This is a genomic window from Ralstonia sp. 25C, from assembly GCF_051904805.1.
Lineage (GTDB): Bacteria > Pseudomonadota > Gammaproteobacteria > Burkholderiales > Burkholderiaceae > Ralstonia.
Window position 1 is genome coordinate 3,315,370 of record NZ_CP196737.1, and the last position, 17,220, is coordinate 3,332,589.

Sequence of the window (17,220 nt, forward strand, 5' to 3'; positions counted from 1 at the left end):
AACAGAAAGGTTTATCGGAGCATGTCACGCGTTCCCTAGCGGGTGACATGACCGGTGAGGGTTGAACGGGGCTGCGGCCCCGTTTTTTTTTGTCCCTGATCTGTGCGGCTTACTTACCCACACCCAACAACGCCAGCACACCCAGCACCAGGAAGATCAGCGCCGCAATCCGATGCACCAGCGTGATCGGCATACGCGACGCAAACTTGTTGCCCATCAGCACGGCGGGCACGTTGGCCAGCAGCATGCCGACGGTCGTGCCAGCGACAACCCATGCGACGTCGTGGAAGCGCGCCGCCAGTGCCACCGTGGCGATCTGCGTCTTGTCGCCCATCTCGGCAAAGAAGAACGCAACGATGGTGGTGCCGAGGATGCCCAGGCCGCGCGTGTCCTTCGGCGCTTCTTCATCGTCGAGCTTGTCGGGAATCAGCATCCAGCCAGCCATGGCGATGAAGGCGATGCCGAGAATCCAGCGCAGTGCGTTTTCGCCGAGCACGTGCGTGATCCAGCCGCCGACAGCGCCGGCCAGTGCGTGATTGACGAGGGTGGAGATGAAGATGCCGAGAATGATCGGCACCGGCTTGCGAAAACGCGCGGCCAGCAGGATCGATAGCAGTTGCGTTTTGTCGCCGATTTCCGCGAGGGCGACGATGCCGGTGGAGACGAGGAAGGCTTCCATGTTTGTTGTGGTGTCCGGGCCGTGTACGAACCAATGACGCACCGCTGCCGGCCCTATCCGCAGAGGTGTGTCATCGGTCTCGCCAGGCGCGTCACCGGGTGCTAGGGCACCCTGAGTGGCTGCTGACCACGCCATAACCACCTGTCATTGCGACGGCGGTCAAGTCTGTTGACGTGGCCCTCGAAGTGTCAACTTCGAGCGGCTACTCCCCAATGGAAGCCGCGATTATAAGGGGATCAGGCGACGGCGCCAACACCCAGTTTGGCCTGAATTTTCGCTTCCTGGCCCTGGATGTAAGTGGCGGATACCGCACGGTCTTCGCCGAGCAGCGCCAGCGAAAACAGCAACTCTTCCAGCGTTTCCGAGCGCGCATTGCGGCGTGCGAGCAGCGGCGTGGCTGCGGGGTCGAGCACGATGAAGTCCGCTTCGGCGCCCGGTACGAAGCTGCCAATCTTGTCTTCCCAACCCAGTGCTTCTGCGGCGCCGCGCGTGGCCAGGTAGAACATGCGCAGCGCGGTCAGGTGATAGCTGCCCATGCGCGCGACCTTGTGCGCCGTGCCCATCGTGCGCAGCATCGAGAACGAGCTGCCGCCGCCAACGTCGGTGGCGAGCGTCAGCGCCAGGCGGTGCGCGTCGTTCTTGTGGAAGTTGTACAGGCCGCTGCCCAGGAACAGGTTGGACGTGGGGCAGTGCGCCACGGCTGCGCCGGATTCGGCCAGGCGCTGGCGGTCGCCGTCGTCCAGCCAGATGGCATGGCCGTAGAAAGCGCCTTTGCGCAGCAGGCCGTAGCGGTCATACACATCCAGATAGCTGCGTGCATTCGGAAACAGGTCAGCCACCCATTTCACTTCGTCGGGGTTTTCGGCGACGTGCGTCTGGATGAAGACGTCCTTGTACTGCTTGGCCAGTTCTGCGCAGGCTTCCAATTGCGCTTCGCTTGAGGTGGGCGCGAAGCGCGGCGTAATGGCGTAGCCCAGGCGGTCCTTGCCGTGCCAGCGCGAGATCAGGTCGGCCGTGTCACGTGCGCCGGATTCGGCCGTGTCGCGCAGAGATTCCGGGCAGTTGCGATCCATCATCACCTTGCCGGTGATCAGGCGCATGCCGCGCTGCTGGGCTTGTGTGAACAGTGTTTCGGCGGAGCCGCGATGTACGGTGCTCCATACCATCGCGCTGGTCGTGCCGTTGCGCAGCAGTTCGTCGAGGAAGAACGAGGCGACGCCGGCGGCGTACTGCTCGCTCTCAAAGCGGCGCTCTTCCGGGAAGGTGTACGTCTCCAGCCAGTGCAGCAGGCCCGGCGACGGCGACGCGATCATGTCGGTCTGCGGGTAGTGGATGTGCGTGTCGATGAAGCCGGGCACGATCAGCTTGCCGCTGTAATCGTGGAGTTGGGTGCCGGTGGGCAGGTTTTCGCGCAGCGCGGCGTAGTCGCCGGCTTGAACGACCTTGCCGCCCATGACCACGAGCAGGCCGTCTTCCCAATACTCATAGGCATCGCGCTCGCGATACTGCGGATCGTGCAGGAAATGCAGCACGCGGCCGCGGTAGGCGTGAACGGTGTTGGAAGTCGGGGGCATTGTGGTCATTCGTTGTCTCGTGGGGGCTTAGTGTGTGGCGTTCCAGTGGACATCCACCGCGTTCAGCCACAGGGCTTTGTCCTGCTGGGGCAGGAACGACGCCTCGAAGCTGTTGCGAGCGAGCGTGTGGGCATCGGCGGCGGTCAGGTCGAGGGCGTTGAACGTGGCGAGCCAGTTGGTGTTCATGTAGCCGCCAAAGTAGGCCGGGTCATCCGAGTTCAGGGTGACGGCGCAACCGGCATTCAACAGTTGCTTGAGCGAGTGATCGCGCAAGTCGGGGTAGACCTTCAGCTTTTCGTTCGACAGCGGGCAGACCGTCAGCGCGATGCGTTCGGCGGCTAGGCGCTTGACGAGTGCGGCGTCATCGATGGCCTGCACGCCGTGGTCGATGCGTTCCACCTTGAGGATGTCGAGGGCGTCGATCACGTATTGCGCTGGGCCTTCTTCACCGGCGTGGGCGACGAGTCGCAGCCCCAGCTCTTTGCAGCGCGCGAACACACGTGCGAATTTCTCGGGCGGGTTGCCACGCTCCGACGAATCCAGCCCGACGCCGATGATGCGGTTGCCCGGGTCCTGGATATACGGCAGGGCGGCTTCGAGCGTGTCGAACGCATCTTCCTCGCTCAGATGGCGCAGGAAGCAGAGGATCAGCGCGCTGGAGAACCCATGATCGCGCTCGGCATCATCCAATGCTCGGACGATGCCGTGGATGACCACGTGCATCGGCACGTTGCGCGCGGTGTGCGTCTGCGGGTCGAAGAAGATCTCGGCATGGCGGACGTTGTCGGCGACGGCACGTGCCACATACGCGGCGGTCATGTCGTAGAAATCCTGCTCGGTGAGCAGGACGCTGGCGCCGGCGTAGTACAGATCGAGGAACGATTGCAGATCGTCGAACGCGTAGGCCGCGCGCACTTCTTCAACGGAGGCATACGGCAGCTTGACGCCGTTGCGTTCAGCCAGCGCGAACATCAGTTCGGGTTCGAGTGAGCCTTCGATGTGGATGTGCAGCTCAGCTTTCGGGCTGGTGGCGATGCGTTCTGCAAGCGCGGGAGAGATCGGCATGATCAGGCGGATGTAGGGACTCGGTAAGGAACCGCCGCGCCGCTGCTTGCACTGGTGAGCGCATGTTGTTGCAGCTCGCGTACCTGCAGCAGTTGCGCGACGACGGAGACCGCAATGATATCCGGCGCCTTGTCGACGATGCCGGCAATGCCAATCGGGCAGACCATTTCCGGCAAGCGTGCCGGATCGACACCGTGCTCGACCATGCGGTGCTCGAAGCGTGCGCGCTTCGTCTTGGAGCCGATCAGGCCAAAGTAGGCAAAGTCCGTGCGGCGCATGATGCGTTCGCACAGCGCGAGGTCCAACGCATGGTTGTGTGTCATGACCAGGAAGTAGCTGCCGGCGGGCGCGTGGTCGATCACGGCTTCCGGCGTATCGGTGGATTCGATGACGACGTTCGGAGGCACTTCCGTCGGGAACGGGAACATCGCATCGCGCTCGTCCACCCATGTCACGCGGCAGGGCAGGTGGGCCAGCGCACGCACGATGGCGTGGCCGACGTGGCCCGCGCCACACAGCACGATCGACATGTCTGGCGGCAGCACGGTTTGCGTGAAGCCGTTGGTGTCGAACTGCACGCCTGCAGCGGCGGCATCGCCAATCGTTGCTTCAACATTCAAGGCCGCATCTGCGGGGACGAAGCGGCGCAGGCTGCGGCGTTGGCGCATGGCGTCGTCGGCCAGGGCGATCCAGTCCACATCACGTGCGTCGAGGCGTTCGAGCGATAGGCGCACCACGCCGCCGCAGCATTGGCCGAGCGCCGGCCCAAGCGGAATGCGCACGAACTGGCGGCGTGCTTCGCCGCTGGCTTCGGGCGCATCCATCATCGCCTGGGCGATTTCCATTGCGCGCCATTCCAGATGGCCGCCGCCGATGGTGCCGAAGAAGCCATCACCACACACCAGCATGAGCGTGCCGGGCTCGCGCGGGGCCGAGCCCTGCACGTCCGTCACGGTGACCAGCACGCACGGCTGCCCGGCTTGCACGGTGGCAAGCACATCGGCGAAGCGGAACGGGCGCAGTTGCGTGTGGTCCATGGCGGTCATAACAGTCTCCGGTTCAGGCAGACAGCGGGGCGCTGCGGATGGCATCCACCGCCTTGAGGATTTCCTCGCTGGTGGCGGGTGCATTCAGCGGCGGGTTGGTGCGGCCATCGCCCACAGCGGCCACCGCATCGCGGATGGCAAAGAACACCGAGAACGGCAGCAGCAGCGGCGGCTCGCCCAGCGCCTTGGAACGGTGGATGCTGTCTTCCACGTTGGCGTTGTTGAACAGGCGCACGCGGAAGTCCGGCGGGCAGTCGTTGACCGTCGGAATCTTGTAGGTGGACGGCGCGTGCGTCATCAGCTTGCCGTTCTTGTTCCACCACAGTTCTTCCGTGGTCAGCCAGCCCATGCCCTGGATGAACGCGCCTTCTACCTGGCCGATGTCGATGGCCGGGTTGATCGAGCGGCCGGCATCGTGCAGCACGTCGGCGCGCAGCAGGCGCCATTCGCCGGTGAGCGTATCGACCACCACTTCCGACACCGCTGCGCCATAGGCGTAGTAGTAGAACGGACGGCCCTTCAACTTGGCTTGGTCCCAGTGCAGCTTGGGCGTGGCGTAGAAGCCGTCCGACCACAACTGCACGCGCGCGATGTAGGCCAGGCGGATCAGTTCATCGAACGGCACACGGCGTGCGCCGATTTCCAACTGGTCGCCTATGATCGATACCGTTTCGATGGGCACCTCGTAGTGCTCGGCAGCAAATGCGATCAGGCGTGCGCGGATCTGGCGCGCGGCGTCTTGCGCGGCCTTGCCGTTCAGGTCACTGCCGGTCGATGCCGCTGTGGCGGATGTGTTGGCCACCTTGCTGGTGTCCGTGGCCGTGACGCGGATGCGCGTGAACGCCACACCCAGTTCGTGCGCCACCACCTGCGCGACCTTCGTGTTCAGGCCCTGGCCCATTTCGGTGCCACCGTGGTTCACGAGGATCGAGCCGTCGTTGTACACGTGCACAAGCGCACCGGCCTGGTTGAAGTGCTTGACGTTGAACGAGATGCCGAACTTCACGGGTGTGAGCGCCAGGCCGCGCTTGAGCACCGGGCTCGTCGCGTTGAATGCGCGGATGGCCTCCCGGCGGGCACGGTAGTCGGACGTCTCTTCCAACTCGTCGAGCAGCTCGTGGATGACGTTGTCTTCCACGGTCTGGCCGTACGGCGTGATGTTGTTCTTGTCCTTGCCGTACAGATTGGCGCGGCGCACGTCGAGCGCATCCTTGCCGACCGATCGCGCGATGTTGTCCATGATGTATTCGATGGCAAACGCGCCCTGCGGGCCGCCGAAGCCGCGGAACGCGGTGTTCGACTGTGTGTTGGTGCGGGCGCAGAAACCGTCGATTTCCACTTCCGGCAGCCAGTAGGCGTTGTCGAAGTGGCAGATGGCGCGTGTCATCACCGGGCCGGACAGGTCAGCCGAGAAACCGGCGCGCGAGGTCATGTTGACCTTCACGCCCTGGATGCGGCCGTCGTTGTCGTAACCGGCTTCGTAGGCGAAGCGGAAGTCGTGGCGCTTGCCGGTGATCATCATGTCGTCGTCGCGATCCGGACGCAGCTTGACCGGGCAGGCGAGCTTCCATGCGGCCAGCGCGGCGCAGCAGGCAAACAGGCCCGACTGCGATTCCTTGCCGCCGAAGCCACCACCCATGCGACGGCATTCCACCAGCACCTGGTTGGCGTGCCAGCCCAGCATGTGCGAAACCATGTGCTGCATCTCAGTCGGATGCTGCGTGGAGCACCACACGTGCATGCCGTTGTCTTCCTTTGGCACCGCGTACGAGATCTGGCTTTCCAGATAGAACTGTTCCTGGCCGCCCAGCGACATCTGGCCGGCTTCCGAATGTGGCGCAGCGGCAATGCGCTCTGCCGGTTCGCCGCGCTTGAGGTGCATCGGCGGCAGCACGGACTTGCCGGCGGCGCGCGCTTCTTCGGGCGTTAGCAGCGGCGGCAGCACTTCGTATTCGACGTCACCCAAGCGTGCCGCGCGGCGTGCTGCATCGTGCGACGTGGCCACCACGATGAACATCGGTTGGCCGACAAAGTGCACCGTGTCGGTTGCCAGGATCGGATCGTCGTGGATGATCGGGCCGCAATCGTTGGTGCCAGGAATGTCGGCCGACGTGAACACGGCCACCACGCCCGGCGCGGCCTTCACGCCGTCCAGGTCCATGTTGACGATGCGCGCATGCGCTTGCGTGCTCATGCCGAGTGCCGCGTGCAGCGTGCCGGCCAGCTCGGGAATGTCGTCGGTGTACGTGGCGGTGCCGGCAACGTGCAGGTGTGCGGATTCGTGCGGGCGCGAGATGCCCACCACAGCACCGCGCTGGTCAGGAATGGCCGCTGCAATATCGGCTTCTGCGAGCAGGAAGGCTTCGGTTTGCTTATTCATGTTCTCAGGCCGCGGTGAGGGTATTCAGCTCGACCGCACGCACATTGATCTGTTCGAGGGTGAGCGGCGCGTCAGTGCGGGTTTCCAGCCAGAAGCGGTACACCGTGTTGGCTGCCGAAATGCGGCGGTAGTTGTCGGTGGCGCGCATGTCGGTCAGCGGGGTGTAGTCGCGTGACATGGCTGCCATGGCAGCGCGCACGGTCGCTTCGTTCCACGGCTGGCCGATGATGGCGGCTTCCGTTTCGGTGGCGCGCTTGGACGTGGCTGCCATGCCGCCGTAAGCGATGCGCGCGCTGCGCACAATGTCACCGTCCAGTTCGATGGCGAGCGCCGCACACACGGCGGAGATGTCTTCGTCAAAGCGCTTGGACAGCTTGTACGTGCGGAAGCGCATGGCGTCGCGACCTTCGCGCACCGGAATGCGCAGGCCGGCCACGAACTCGCCGTCCTCCATCGCGTTCTTCTGGTAGGCGATGTAGAGGTCTTCGAGCGGCAACTCGCGGCGCACTTCACCACGCTGCAGAACAACACGCGTGCCGATGGCGATGAGTGCCGGGGCCGAGTCACCAATCGGCGAACCGTTGGCGATGTTGCCGCCCAGCGTGCCGGCGTTGCGGATCGGCAGCGAGGCGAAGCGCTTCCACAACTCGGTCTGCTCGGGGTAATCCTCGGCCAGGAATTCATAGGCTTGTTCCAGCGAAACCGCCGCGCCGATCTCGATCCAGCCGTCGCGCTTTTCCAGTGCGTACAGGTCCGCCACTTGGCCGATGTACAGGATGTCGCCCAGCTCGCGGAACTGCTTGGTGACCCAAAGGCCGACGTCGGTGCTGCCGGCCAGAATGCGGATGTTCGGATGCGCAGCCTTGATGGCGGCGAAAGCCGAGGCGGTGCGCGGTGCGTAGAAGCGCGGTGCATTCTCGGTGCCGACAGGCGCGTAGCTGAAGGTGTCCTTGCGCTGCAAGTTGCGCAGCGTTTGCGCCAGTTGCGTGCGATCAATGCCAGCCGGCGAGGGCAGCTCGAACATACGTTCGCCCGCGTCGATGATGGGGCGGTAGCCAGTGCAGCGGCACAGGTTGCCGGTGAGCGAATCGCAGATGGTCTGACGCGAAGGGATGGGCGCCTGGCTGCCGGTGTTCTCGTACAGCGCGTAGAGCGACATCACGAAACCCGGCGTGCAGAAGCCGCATTGCGAGCCGTGGCACTCGACCATCGCTTGCTGCACCGGGTGCAGTGTGCCGTCCTTGCTACGCACGTCTTCCACGGTGAACAGCGCCTTCCCGTCGAGTGTGGGCAGAAATTGGATGCAAGCGTTCACCGCCTTCAGGCCGACGCTGCCGTCCGCCTGCAGTTCGCCGAGCACGACGGTGCATGCACCGCAATCGCCCTCGGCGCACCCTTCCTTGGTGCCTGTACAGTGCGCGTCTTCACGCAGGTATTGCAGCACCGTCCGGGTGATCGGCGCGTCCGTAACGGTGCGCACCTGGCCGCGATGGAAGAAGCGGATGGGCTGAGTCTCCATGGGGGTTTCCATGCCTGTTTGTGTGTCGTTGTGTCCGTATTGGAACCATAGCACCGGGCTAGGAATGCAATATTTGGCCCAGGTGATAACCCGCATCGGAAAGCCAAAATCCGGGGTATACCCGCCGGTAGCGGTCTGGCGGCGCGGCGTACAGGTGACATACACTGACATGACCCCACGGCAGTCTGACTCCGCCCAAAGATGCACGGCAAAGATCACCTCGATACCTACCTCCTGCGCGCTCTCTACACGCTGCTCACCGAGCAAAGCGTGACGCGCACGGCGGTCAAGCTCGGCCAGTCGCAGCCGGCCATCAGCAATACGCTCAAGCGCCTGCGCGAGATCACCGGCGACGCCATCCTCGTGCGCGGCAAGAACGGCATGGTGCCGACGGAGCGCGGTCACGAACTGCTGTCACTGGCGCAGCAAAGCCTGGAGGCGATGGAGCGCATCGCCCGGCCGTCGCAGGAATTCGATCCGGCCAATACCACGCGCACCTTCCACCTGGGCGCGCCGGATTATCTGGATGCGTTCTTCCTGCCGAATATTGTGGAACGGCTGCGCAAGCACGCGCCGCAGGCCAAGCTGGTGGTGCATCCGCTCAATGCGGGGGTCGACTATCTCGCCGCGCTGGAGCAGGGCGGCATGGACTTGGTGATCGGCAACTGGCTCTCGCCGCCGGAGCATCTGCACATCTCCCCGCTGTTCGACGATGAGGTGGTCTGCATGCTCGGCGCCCAGCACCCGCTGGCGCGCAAGGGCATCTCGCTCAAGCACTACGTGGAGATGCCGCATCTGGCGCCCGCGCCGTATGCCGTCATGCAGCGCAGCATGATCGATCAGGCACTTGCTGAACAGGGGCTCAAGCGGCAAATCCAGGTGTCGTTGCCGTACTTCGGGTTGGTGCCGTATGTGCTGATGCGCACGGATCTGGTGTTCACCACGGGCCGCCAGTTCGCCGCGCATTGCGCGCAGTATCTACCGATCCGCATCCTGCCCGCGCCCGTGACGTTCCCGAAAATGCGCTTCTACCAGCTCTGGCACGAGCGCAGCCATGCGGCACCCGATGTGATGTGGCTGCGCCGCATGATCGGCGAAGTGGCCGCCGAGCTGCCGCAACATCCGCAATTGGAAACGGCAGCCTGAGCTGCCGTTCCGTCACGCGCGTGTGCGGAAGCTTACTTTCCGCTTGCGACGGTCTTGCCGTAATCCGGGAAGAACACCTGTTCCCCGTTCACCTTGAAATCGGCAATCGCCTGCTGTCCGGCGGGTGAGGTGATCCACTCGATCAGCTTGGTCGCATCTGGGTAGTTGGTGGTCGGATATTTCTTCGGATTGACGGCGATGATGCCGTACGGGTTGAACATGCGCGTGTCGCCGGCCAGCACGATATCGAGCCCGGTCTTGGCGCGGTAGGCGCCGTAGGTCGCGCGGTCGGACAGCGTGTAGGCGTTCATCTGCGCGGCCATGTTCAGCACTTCGCCCATGCCCAGGCCGGCGCTCACATACCAGGGCTTGCCTTTCGGGTCGATGTTGGCGGCTTTCCAGTACGCCTTTTCCATGACGTCGGTGCCGGAGTTGTCGCCGCGCGAAATGAACTTGGCGCCCGTGCTGGCAATGCGCTGCATGCCTTGGATGACGTCTTTCTGTCCGCGCAGGCGCGCCGGGTCGTCCGTGGGGCCGACCAGGATGAAGTCGTTGTACATGACGTCGCGCCGGTCGATGCCGCCGCCGGACGCTACGAAGGCGTCCTCCAGTTGCCGCGCGTGCACGAGCACCACATCCACATCCCCCGATTCCCCCAGCTTCACCGCTTTGCCGGTGCCAACGGCAATCACCTGCACATGGATGCCGGTCGCGGCTTCAAATTTGGGCAGCAGCACCTTCAGCAGACCGGAATTTTCGGTGCTGGTGGTCGTGGCCATGCGGAGATCGCCAGCATATGCACTCGTGCCAAATGCGAGTGCCACGAACGAGGTGGCAAACCACCGAAGTGCCTTGAACAATCCGGACATGTTGTGTGGGCAATGTGAGGGCCGTGGACGCTTTATGTCGGATGCTGCATGATGGCGGCAGCCGCGGGGCAGTCGGCGGCCACGATACGCCCGCCCCGGAGAGACGATGGGCATTGTTCTCCGGGCGCCGGACCGAAGTAAATAGGAAACCATAAACATAATGACATTCCAGTTCGAGGTATTTCCGGTCGTCGGGCCGGACGACAACCCGCGCGCTAATGGCAAGGTCTTCCAGTTGCTGCGGGCTGTGCGGGAGACGGGGTCACTGCATCGGGCAGCCAAGCAGGTGGGCCTGTCGTACCGGCACGCCTGGGGGGTGATGCGCGCGTGGGAAGAGATGCTGGGGCGCTCGCTGCTCGATATGGAGCGCGGCCGTGGCGCGTCACTCACGCTGTTTGGCGAGCGCATGCTGCGCGCCGAAATGCGCCTGCGCGAGCAGCTTGACCCGGCCGTGCGTCAGGCCATGAACCAGTTTCTGTCGGAGCTGGACGACGCCTCTCAGTCGCAAACGCGCATCCGTTTTTCGGGCAGCCATGACCCGGCGGTGGAGGTGTTGGCGCAGTCGTTTGCCCATGAAAGCCACGGTGCGCAACTCGATACCGTGTTCTGCAGCGCGGTCGAAGGCTTGATCTGCCTGCAGGAAAAACAATGCGAGGTAGCGGGCTTCTATGTGGCGCCGCAGCAGGGCGCAGGCTCGATTGCGCACCAGACGTTGCGCAAGTGGTTGCGGCCGACCGCCGTGCGCCTGATCGCACTGGCCGATCGCGAGCAGGGTTTGATGATGTCGCCGGAATGGGTGGGGCGCGTGCAATCGCTGGCCGACTTGGCGCGTACGCAAGCGCGCTTTATCAACCGGCAGCGCAGTTCGGGCACACGGCTGCTGTTTGATCAGTTGCTGGTTGCCGCCGGGCTGTATCCCGATCAGATTAACGGATACGACGAGCAGGAATTCTCCAGCGACAAGATTGCCGTGGCCGTGCAGGAGGGCCGGGCGGATATCGGCTTTGGCTTGCGCCCGGGCGCCGAGGCCCACGGCCTGCATTTCGTGCCGCTGACGCGCGAAACGTACTACCTGGCAGTGCGCCGCAATGACGCGCTGGCCCCCTGGGTGCGCGAGCTGATGGAGCGCATTGGCGAGGCCGGTTTCCGCACGGGCCTGAACCATCTGGCGGGCTACCGCGCCCCCGAACAGGTTGCATTGCTCACCGCAGACCAGGCGCTGCCCTGGCATGCAGACGAGGCCCCCGCGCTCGCGCGCTGAAGTCATGCGAGTCATGCGAACATGACGGGTCTGCCTAATTGACGTCGAGGCGCTCTGCGCCCCGTCCATGTTCTGCCCATGTCACGTTTTTCCGTCTGGACCCAAGCCCTGCGCATGCTGCGCCGCGACTGGCGCGCGGGTGAGCTGAACCTGTTGCTCATCGCGCTGGTGCTGGCCGTGGCCGCGCTGGCGTCCGTCAGCTTCCTCGCCGATCGCATGCATGCCGGCCTGGAGCGCGATGCGCGTCAGTTGATCGGCGCCGATGTGCTCGTCGTGTCGGATCAGCCGCTGCCTGCGGACATTGAAGCGCATGCGCGCGCCAGCGGCTTGCAGGTCACGCACACGGCGGCGTTTCCCAGCATGGCGACCACGTTGACCAGCGGATCGTCCGGTGAGCCGGCGTCGCAACTGGCGGCGGTCAAGGCCGTTGCCCCGGGCTACCCGCTGCGTGGTGCCGTCAAGGTGAGCGACGGGCGTGACGCGACTGGCGCTGCCATCCACGCGATTCCCGCACCCGGCACGGTGTGGGTCGACGCGCCGCTGCTCGAAGCGCTCGGAGTGCGTGTGGGCGACGCCATTCGCCTGGGCACCCGCACGTTCAAGATCGCCCACGTCATCACGCAAGAGCTGGACCGTGGCGCAGGCTTTATGAACTTCGCGCCGCGCGTGATGCTGCCGATGGCCGATCTGGCCTCCACGGGCCTCGTCACCTATGGCAGCCGCGTCACGTATCGCCTGCTGGTGGCGGGGCCGGATGCGGCGGCCAATGCCTTCCACGCCTGGGCTGAGAGCGAACTGAAGACGCGTCAGCTGCGCGGCGTGCGCATCGAATCCTTGCAGAACGGCCAGCCGCAGATGCGTGAAACGCTGGACCGTGCCGAACGCTTTCTCTCGCTCGTCGCGCTGCTCGCCGCCATGATTGCGGCAGTCGCCATCACCATGGCTGCGCGCCGCTATACGGCGAGGCATACCGATGCGGTAGCCGTCATCAAATGCCTGGGGCTGAAGCAAGGTCAGATTCTCGGGACGTTTGCATTGGAGTTCCTGCTCATCGGCGTGCTGGGTTCGGCGGTGGGTGTGGCGTTGGGGTATGGCGCGCACTGGCTGCTGCTGGCGTCGCTGGGCGATCTGGTGACGGTAACGTTGCCGATGCCGTCCATCTGGCCGGCGGTGGTGGGCGTGACGGCGGGGCTGGTGCTGCTGGTGGGGTTTGCCGTGCCGCCGCTGCTGACGTTGGTGCGTGTGGCGCCGTTGCGCGTGCTGCGCCGCGATGTGGCCGAGCGCGCTGTCGCGTCGTGGGTTGGCTATGCGCTTGGGGCGGCAGCGTTCTTTGCGCTGCTCGTGGTGTCTGCGCGGGATGTGAAGCTCGGTGCGCTGACGGCGGCCGGGTTTGCCGGCGCCATCGTCGTGTTTGCATTGCTGGCGGCGGCCGGTTTGCGTGCGCTGGCGGTGTCGCTGGGACGCGGTCGGGCGCTTGGCGTGGGCTGGCGTTTTGCGCTGGCGGTGCTGGAGCGTCGGCGCAGCGTGAGCGTGCTGCAAACCGTGGCGCTGGCCGTTGGCCTGATGGCGCTGCTGTTGCTGGCCATGACGCGCAATGATCTGATCCGCTCGTGGCACAACGCCACGCCGGCTAACGCGCCTAATCGTTTCATCATCAATATCCAGCCCGACCAGATGGAAGCGGTATCCCAAGCGCTGGCCCAGGCGGGCGTGGCCGAGCCCAAGCTCTACCCGATGGTGCGTGGGCGCCTGACGCAGGTGAACGGACAGACCATCGATCGCCAGACCTATGCCGAATCGCGCGCGCGAAACCTGGTCGAGCGCGAATTCAACCTCTCTTACGCAACTGCGCAGCCGCCGGAAAACCGCATCGTCGCGGGCCAATGGTTTAGCGGACAGAATCCCGAGGCATCGGTGGAGGAGGGCATCGCCAAGACGCTGAACCTGCACCTGGGCGATGTGCTGCGCTTCGATGTCGGCGGGCAGACCGTGGACGCGCCTATCACGTCGCTGCGCAAGCTCGATTGGAGTTCGATGCGGGTGAACTTCTTCGTGATCCTGCCGCCTGTGGCGCTGCGCGATATGCCGCAAACCTACGTCACGGCCTTTCGCATTCCCGCTGGCCAGGCTGATCTGCCCGCCAAGCTGGTGCGCGAGTTTCCGAACCTGACGGTGGTGGACACCGAGCTCATCCTGCAGCAAGTGCAGGGCGTGCTCGACCAAGTGACGGCAGCGGTGGAGTTCCTGTTCGTGTTCACCTTGGCGGCGGGCGTGCTCGTGCTGTATGCAGCCCTGTCCGGCTCGCGTGACGAGCGCCTGCGCGATGCCGGCGTGCTGCGCGCACTCGGCGCGGGCTCAGGCGTGGTGCGCCAGACGCAATACGCCGAGGTGCTGATCGTTGGTGGCCTGGCTGGGCTGATGGCCGGTGTGGGCGCCATCGCCATCGGCTGGGTACTGTCGGCGTATGTGTTCGATTTTCCGTATCGTTTCAACCCGGCGATCTTGCCGGTGGGCATCGTGGGCGGCATGCTGTGCGCCTTTGTTGGCGGCTGGCTGGGCCTGCGCGACGTGCTGCGTCGTCCGGCCATGGCAACGCTCCGGGATGTCTGAATCTCTTGATGTGATTGACGCTGTATGACTGATGAAACTACCGGCCACGAAACCCTGGCCTTCGACCTGATTGGCGGTGAGGCACGCGTGCGCGAACTCGTCGATCGTTTCTACGACCTGATGGACCTCGAGCCCGAGTTTGCCGTGCTGCGTGCGCTGCACCCGCCAAGCCTTGATGGCTCGCGCGACAAACTGTTCTGGTTCTTGTGCGGCTGGCTGGGTGGTCCGAACCATTTCATCGAGCGGTTCGGTCACCCGCGTTTGCGCGCGCGCCATCTGCCGTTCGAGATCGGCACGCAGGAACGCGATCAATGGATGCGGTGCATGGCACTCGCCATGCAAGACCTCGGCCTGGACGAAGCGCTGCAGATGCGCCTGATGCAAGCCTTCTGGCAGACCGCAGACTGGATGCGCAATGTGCAGCGCTGAAGTGCCGCGCTCACGCAGGACACAAGAACAATCGAGGAGACTCCGATGATCGGTTTGCCCACCGCAGACGACGTACTCGCGTTCTGGTTTGGCAATGCGCCGCTGGTCGACGCGCGGCCGGAGTGGTTCACCAAGTCCGACGCGTTTGATGCAGAGATTCGCGCACGCTTCCTGCCGCTGTGGGAAGCGCTTGCCGCGGGCAGTGCAGATACATGGATGGACACGCCGCAGGAGGCGATCGCGCGCATCGTGGTGCTCGATCAGTTCTCGCGCAATATGTTCCGCGACACCGCGCGCGCCTTTGCCAGCGATGCGGCAGCGTTGCACACCGCGCAGATCGTCGTGGCAGCCGGCTGGGACGCCAAGCTGCCGACGCGCCATCATCGTGCGTTCTGCTATCTGCCGTTCGAGCACAGCGAGGCGTTGGCCATGCAGGACGAGTCGATTCGGCTCTACACGCGCCTGCGTGATCAGGACGGCGATGCCGACTCGCTCGTCTGGGCGGAGAAGCACCGCGAGATCATCGCGCGCTTTGGGCGTTTTCCGCATCGCAATGCGGCGCTTGGGCGTGCGTCCACGCCGGAAGAGGTGGCGTTTCTTGCGCAGCCTGGCTCGTCGTTCTAGCGGGCGGCTTAGAGCCGCTAACAAAACCGCCCTGGCGTCGTTGCGCCTCCTTGCCGTACTTCAGTACTGTCTGCGTCGGCACGCCTAGCCAGGACAGTTTTGTTAGCGGCTCTTAGTGGCCGAGCACCGAATACATGAGCGTGCCGGAAAACATCAGCAGCACCAGCGAGGCGCCACGCAGCAGCACGGGCGTGTGGGGTGCCCACGTCCGCCGTGCCGTCAGCAGCACGCCCAGGTAGGACCAGCCAATCGCAATCGGCACGAGCACGGTCAGGAATACGCCGATCGTCCACGCAAAATAGCTGGCGGACCGGAACGCTTCCAGCGGGAACAGCGTGCTCGCAAACAACAGCGCTTTCGGGTTCATCACCGTGGTGAGGAACATGTCGCGCAGGCTGACGGGGCTGGCGGTGACGTGCTGCAGCGCGCCGCTTTGTCGCCAGATCTTGGCCGCCAGAAAGAGGATGTAGACCGAGCTCACCAGCTTGACGGCCATCGGTAGCCAAGGCTGCTTGGCCGATACCGCACTGAGAAAGAACCCCCAGAGCGAAATGCCGACCACGTAGCCGAGCGCTTCCGCAGTAATGAGTGGGCTGGTCCGGCGCACGCCAACCTTGAGGCCGGATGACAGCAGCAGCGTATTGGTCGGCCCCGGCACGATCAGCACCAGCGACACATACAGCGCCATCTTGAGCAACGTGTCTTGCATAGCGCTAGGTGCGCTCGCGGCGTTCCGACCACTTGTCGACCGTTTCGCGCGGCGCGTTTGCCAGCATGTCGATCAACTCGGCCGGGTCCTGGCTCACGTGCAGCAAGTCGGCGTGATGGCGCTTGAGGAAGCCCTCTTGCACCGCATGGTCGATGAAGGCCAGCAGCTTGTCGTAGAAGCCCGCCACGTTCAGCAGGCCGATGGGCTTGTTGTGGTAGCCGAGCTGCAGCCACGTGAAGGTTTCGAACAGCTCTTCATACGTGCCCACGCCGCCGGGCATGGCGATGAAGGCATCCGCGCGGTCGGCCATCATCTGCTTGCGCTGGTGCATGCTGTCGACGATGTGCAGCTCGGTCAGCTCCTTATGGCCGACCTCCTTGCGCACCAGCGACTTGGGGATGATGCCGACGACCGGGTTGCCGCCGTGCAGCACCGCATCGGCCACGATGCCCATCAGGCCGACGTTGCCGCCACCGTAGACAAGCGAGAGGCCGCGCTTGACCATCTCTTCGCCCAGGGCGATGGCGTTGGCCTTGTATTCCGGCCGTACGCCGGGGCTGGAACCGCAATAGACGCAGATGGATTTCATTTGACAGGGTTGGTTTCCGGCGGCAAATCGCTGCTGCGGCTGACCGCTAGCAGATCAAAGGCCCGCCGCGGCTTGCCGCGCAGATACGGCGCCAGAATGGACAGGATGTGATAGCTGGCGCCGTGCAGGTGGTCGCGGATCGCGTTCGGGTCGTTGTACTGGCGCGGGTGCTGCACAAACTGGAACGACAGCCAGTAGGTGCCGACCACCACCATGTTGGTGCAGATCACGTCCACCTGTTCGGGCGTGGCTTCCATCTCGCCGTCTTCAATGAACTGGTGGCAGATGTCCATCGCAAAGTGGCGCTTCTGCTCGACGATGCGCTTGAAGTTCAGCTCCAGCATGCGGTTGCGCGCGAGCAGATCGTTGATGTCGCGGTACAGGAAGCGGTAGTTCCAGATGAACTCCGACATGTACTGCAGATAGCCCCAGGTCTCGTCCAGCGTGGCCTTGTGATCATCCGGCAGCTTCAGGCGACGGCTCATCTCCTGCTCGAACTGCACGAAGATCGAGTTGATGATGTCGTCCTTGTTGCGGAAGTGGTAGTACAGGTTGCCCGGGCTGATTTCCAGCTCTTCGGCGATCGTCGTGGTGGTGACGTTGGGCTCGCCCAGCTCGTTGAACAGGCGCAGCGACACCTCAAGGATGCGATCGCGCGTGCGGCGTGGGCCGGTGGAATGCTGCTTGGTTTCCATTGAACTGCCAAGGCTGTGGGCCCTG

15 protein-coding genes and 1 riboswitch are annotated in these 17,220 nt (G+C 64.3%); of the genes, 5 read left to right on the forward strand and 10 right to left on the reverse strand.

What is annotated here, in order from left to right; all coding sequences use genetic code 11:
• Positions 1-109: 109 nt before the first annotated feature.
• The 6 genes from ACS7SF_RS15535 to xdhA all read right to left on the reverse strand — a co-directional run bounded on the left by ACS7SF_RS15535 (position 110) and on the right by xdhA (position 8,263).
• Positions 110-679 (reverse strand): TMEM165/GDT1 family protein, encoded by a 570-nt coding sequence (locus ACS7SF_RS15535; protein ID WP_439890600.1) that lies wholly within the window; start codon positions 677-679, stop codon positions 110-112.
• Positions 680-783: 104 nt separating this feature from the next.
• A riboswitch (yybP-ykoY riboswitch) is annotated at positions 784-902 on the reverse strand.
• Between the two features lie 13 nt (positions 903-915).
• On the reverse strand, positions 916-2,262 hold the full coding sequence (gene guaD / locus ACS7SF_RS15540; protein WP_439890601.1) for a guanine deaminase: 1,347 nt from the start codon (positions 2,260-2,262) through the stop codon (positions 916-918).
• A gap of 18 nt (positions 2,263-2,280) precedes the next feature.
• Positions 2,281-3,318: an adenosine deaminase gene (locus ACS7SF_RS15545; RefSeq protein ID WP_439890602.1), complete on the reverse strand. Its 1,038-nt coding sequence runs from the start codon at positions 3,316-3,318 to the stop codon at positions 2,281-2,283.
• A gap of 2 nt (positions 3,319-3,320) precedes the next feature.
• On the reverse strand, positions 3,321-4,355 hold the full coding sequence (gene xdhC, locus ACS7SF_RS15550; protein WP_439892776.1) for a xanthine dehydrogenase accessory protein XdhC: 1,035 nt from the start codon (positions 4,353-4,355) through the stop codon (positions 3,321-3,323).
• Between the two features lie 22 nt (positions 4,356-4,377).
• The gene (gene xdhB, locus ACS7SF_RS15555) at positions 4,378-6,744 is read right to left on the reverse strand and encodes a xanthine dehydrogenase molybdopterin binding subunit (protein WP_439890603.1); all 2,367 of its coding nucleotides are present in this window, start codon (positions 6,742-6,744) and stop codon (positions 4,378-4,380) included.
• A 4-nt stretch (positions 6,745-6,748) separates the two neighbouring features.
• A complete protein-coding gene (gene xdhA, locus ACS7SF_RS15560; RefSeq protein ID WP_439890604.1) occupies positions 6,749-8,263 on the reverse strand; it encodes a xanthine dehydrogenase small subunit in 1,515 nt (504 codons plus the stop codon).
• Between the two features lie 201 nt (positions 8,264-8,464).
• Here xdhA and ACS7SF_RS15565 point away from each other — a divergent pair, with 201 nt between their 5' ends.
• Positions 8,465-9,409 (forward strand): LysR substrate-binding domain-containing protein, encoded by a 945-nt coding sequence (locus ACS7SF_RS15565; RefSeq protein ID WP_439890605.1) that lies wholly within the window; start codon positions 8,465-8,467, stop codon positions 9,407-9,409.
• A gap of 32 nt (positions 9,410-9,441) precedes the next feature.
• On the opposite strand, the gene ACS7SF_RS15570 is transcribed toward ACS7SF_RS15565, so the two are convergent.
• Complete coding sequence (locus tag ACS7SF_RS15570; protein WP_439890606.1) at positions 9,442-10,278, reverse strand: substrate-binding domain-containing protein; 837 nt, start codon at positions 10,276-10,278, stop codon at positions 9,442-9,444.
• Between the two features lie 160 nt (positions 10,279-10,438).
• Between ACS7SF_RS15570 and ACS7SF_RS15575 the strand changes: the two genes are divergently transcribed.
• The 4 genes from ACS7SF_RS15575 (at position 10,439) to ACS7SF_RS15590 (ending at position 15,202) form a co-directional block, all read left to right on the forward strand.
• On the forward strand, positions 10,439-11,539 hold the full coding sequence (locus ACS7SF_RS15575) for a substrate-binding domain-containing protein (protein WP_439890607.1): 1,101 nt from the start codon (positions 10,439-10,441) through the stop codon (positions 11,537-11,539).
• A gap of 78 nt (positions 11,540-11,617) precedes the next feature.
• On the forward strand, positions 11,618-14,149 hold the full coding sequence (locus ACS7SF_RS15580; RefSeq protein ID WP_439890608.1) for an ABC transporter permease: 2,532 nt from the start codon (positions 11,618-11,620) through the stop codon (positions 14,147-14,149).
• Positions 14,150-14,173: 24 nt separating this feature from the next.
• The gene (locus ACS7SF_RS15585) at positions 14,174-14,578 is read left to right on the forward strand and encodes a group II truncated hemoglobin (RefSeq protein WP_439890609.1); all 405 of its coding nucleotides are present in this window, start codon (positions 14,174-14,176) and stop codon (positions 14,576-14,578) included.
• 45 nt (positions 14,579-14,623) lie between these two features.
• A complete protein-coding gene (locus tag ACS7SF_RS15590; protein WP_439890610.1) occupies positions 14,624-15,202 on the forward strand; it encodes a DUF924 family protein in 579 nt (192 codons plus the stop codon).
• Positions 15,203-15,314: 112 nt separating this feature from the next.
• Here ACS7SF_RS15590 and ACS7SF_RS15595 read toward each other — a convergent pair whose 3' ends face one another.
• The 3 genes from ACS7SF_RS15595 to ACS7SF_RS15605 are packed head-to-tail and all read right to left on the reverse strand — an operon-like array spanning position 15,315 to position 17,195.
• On the reverse strand, positions 15,315-15,911 hold the full coding sequence (locus ACS7SF_RS15595) for a LysE family translocator (RefSeq protein ID WP_439890611.1): 597 nt from the start codon (positions 15,909-15,911) through the stop codon (positions 15,315-15,317).
• Positions 15,912-15,915: 4 nt separating this feature from the next.
• Positions 15,916-16,500, reverse strand: a complete 585-nt coding sequence (locus tag ACS7SF_RS15600; RefSeq protein WP_426397884.1) for a TIGR00730 family Rossman fold protein — start codon at positions 16,498-16,500, stop codon at positions 15,916-15,918.
• Positions 16,497-17,195: a TetR/AcrR family transcriptional regulator gene (locus ACS7SF_RS15605; protein ID WP_426397885.1), complete on the reverse strand. Its 699-nt coding sequence runs from the start codon at positions 17,193-17,195 to the stop codon at positions 16,497-16,499. The genes ACS7SF_RS15600 and ACS7SF_RS15605 overlap by 4 nt, the downstream gene beginning before the upstream one ends.
• Positions 17,196-17,220 lie beyond the last annotated feature (25 nt).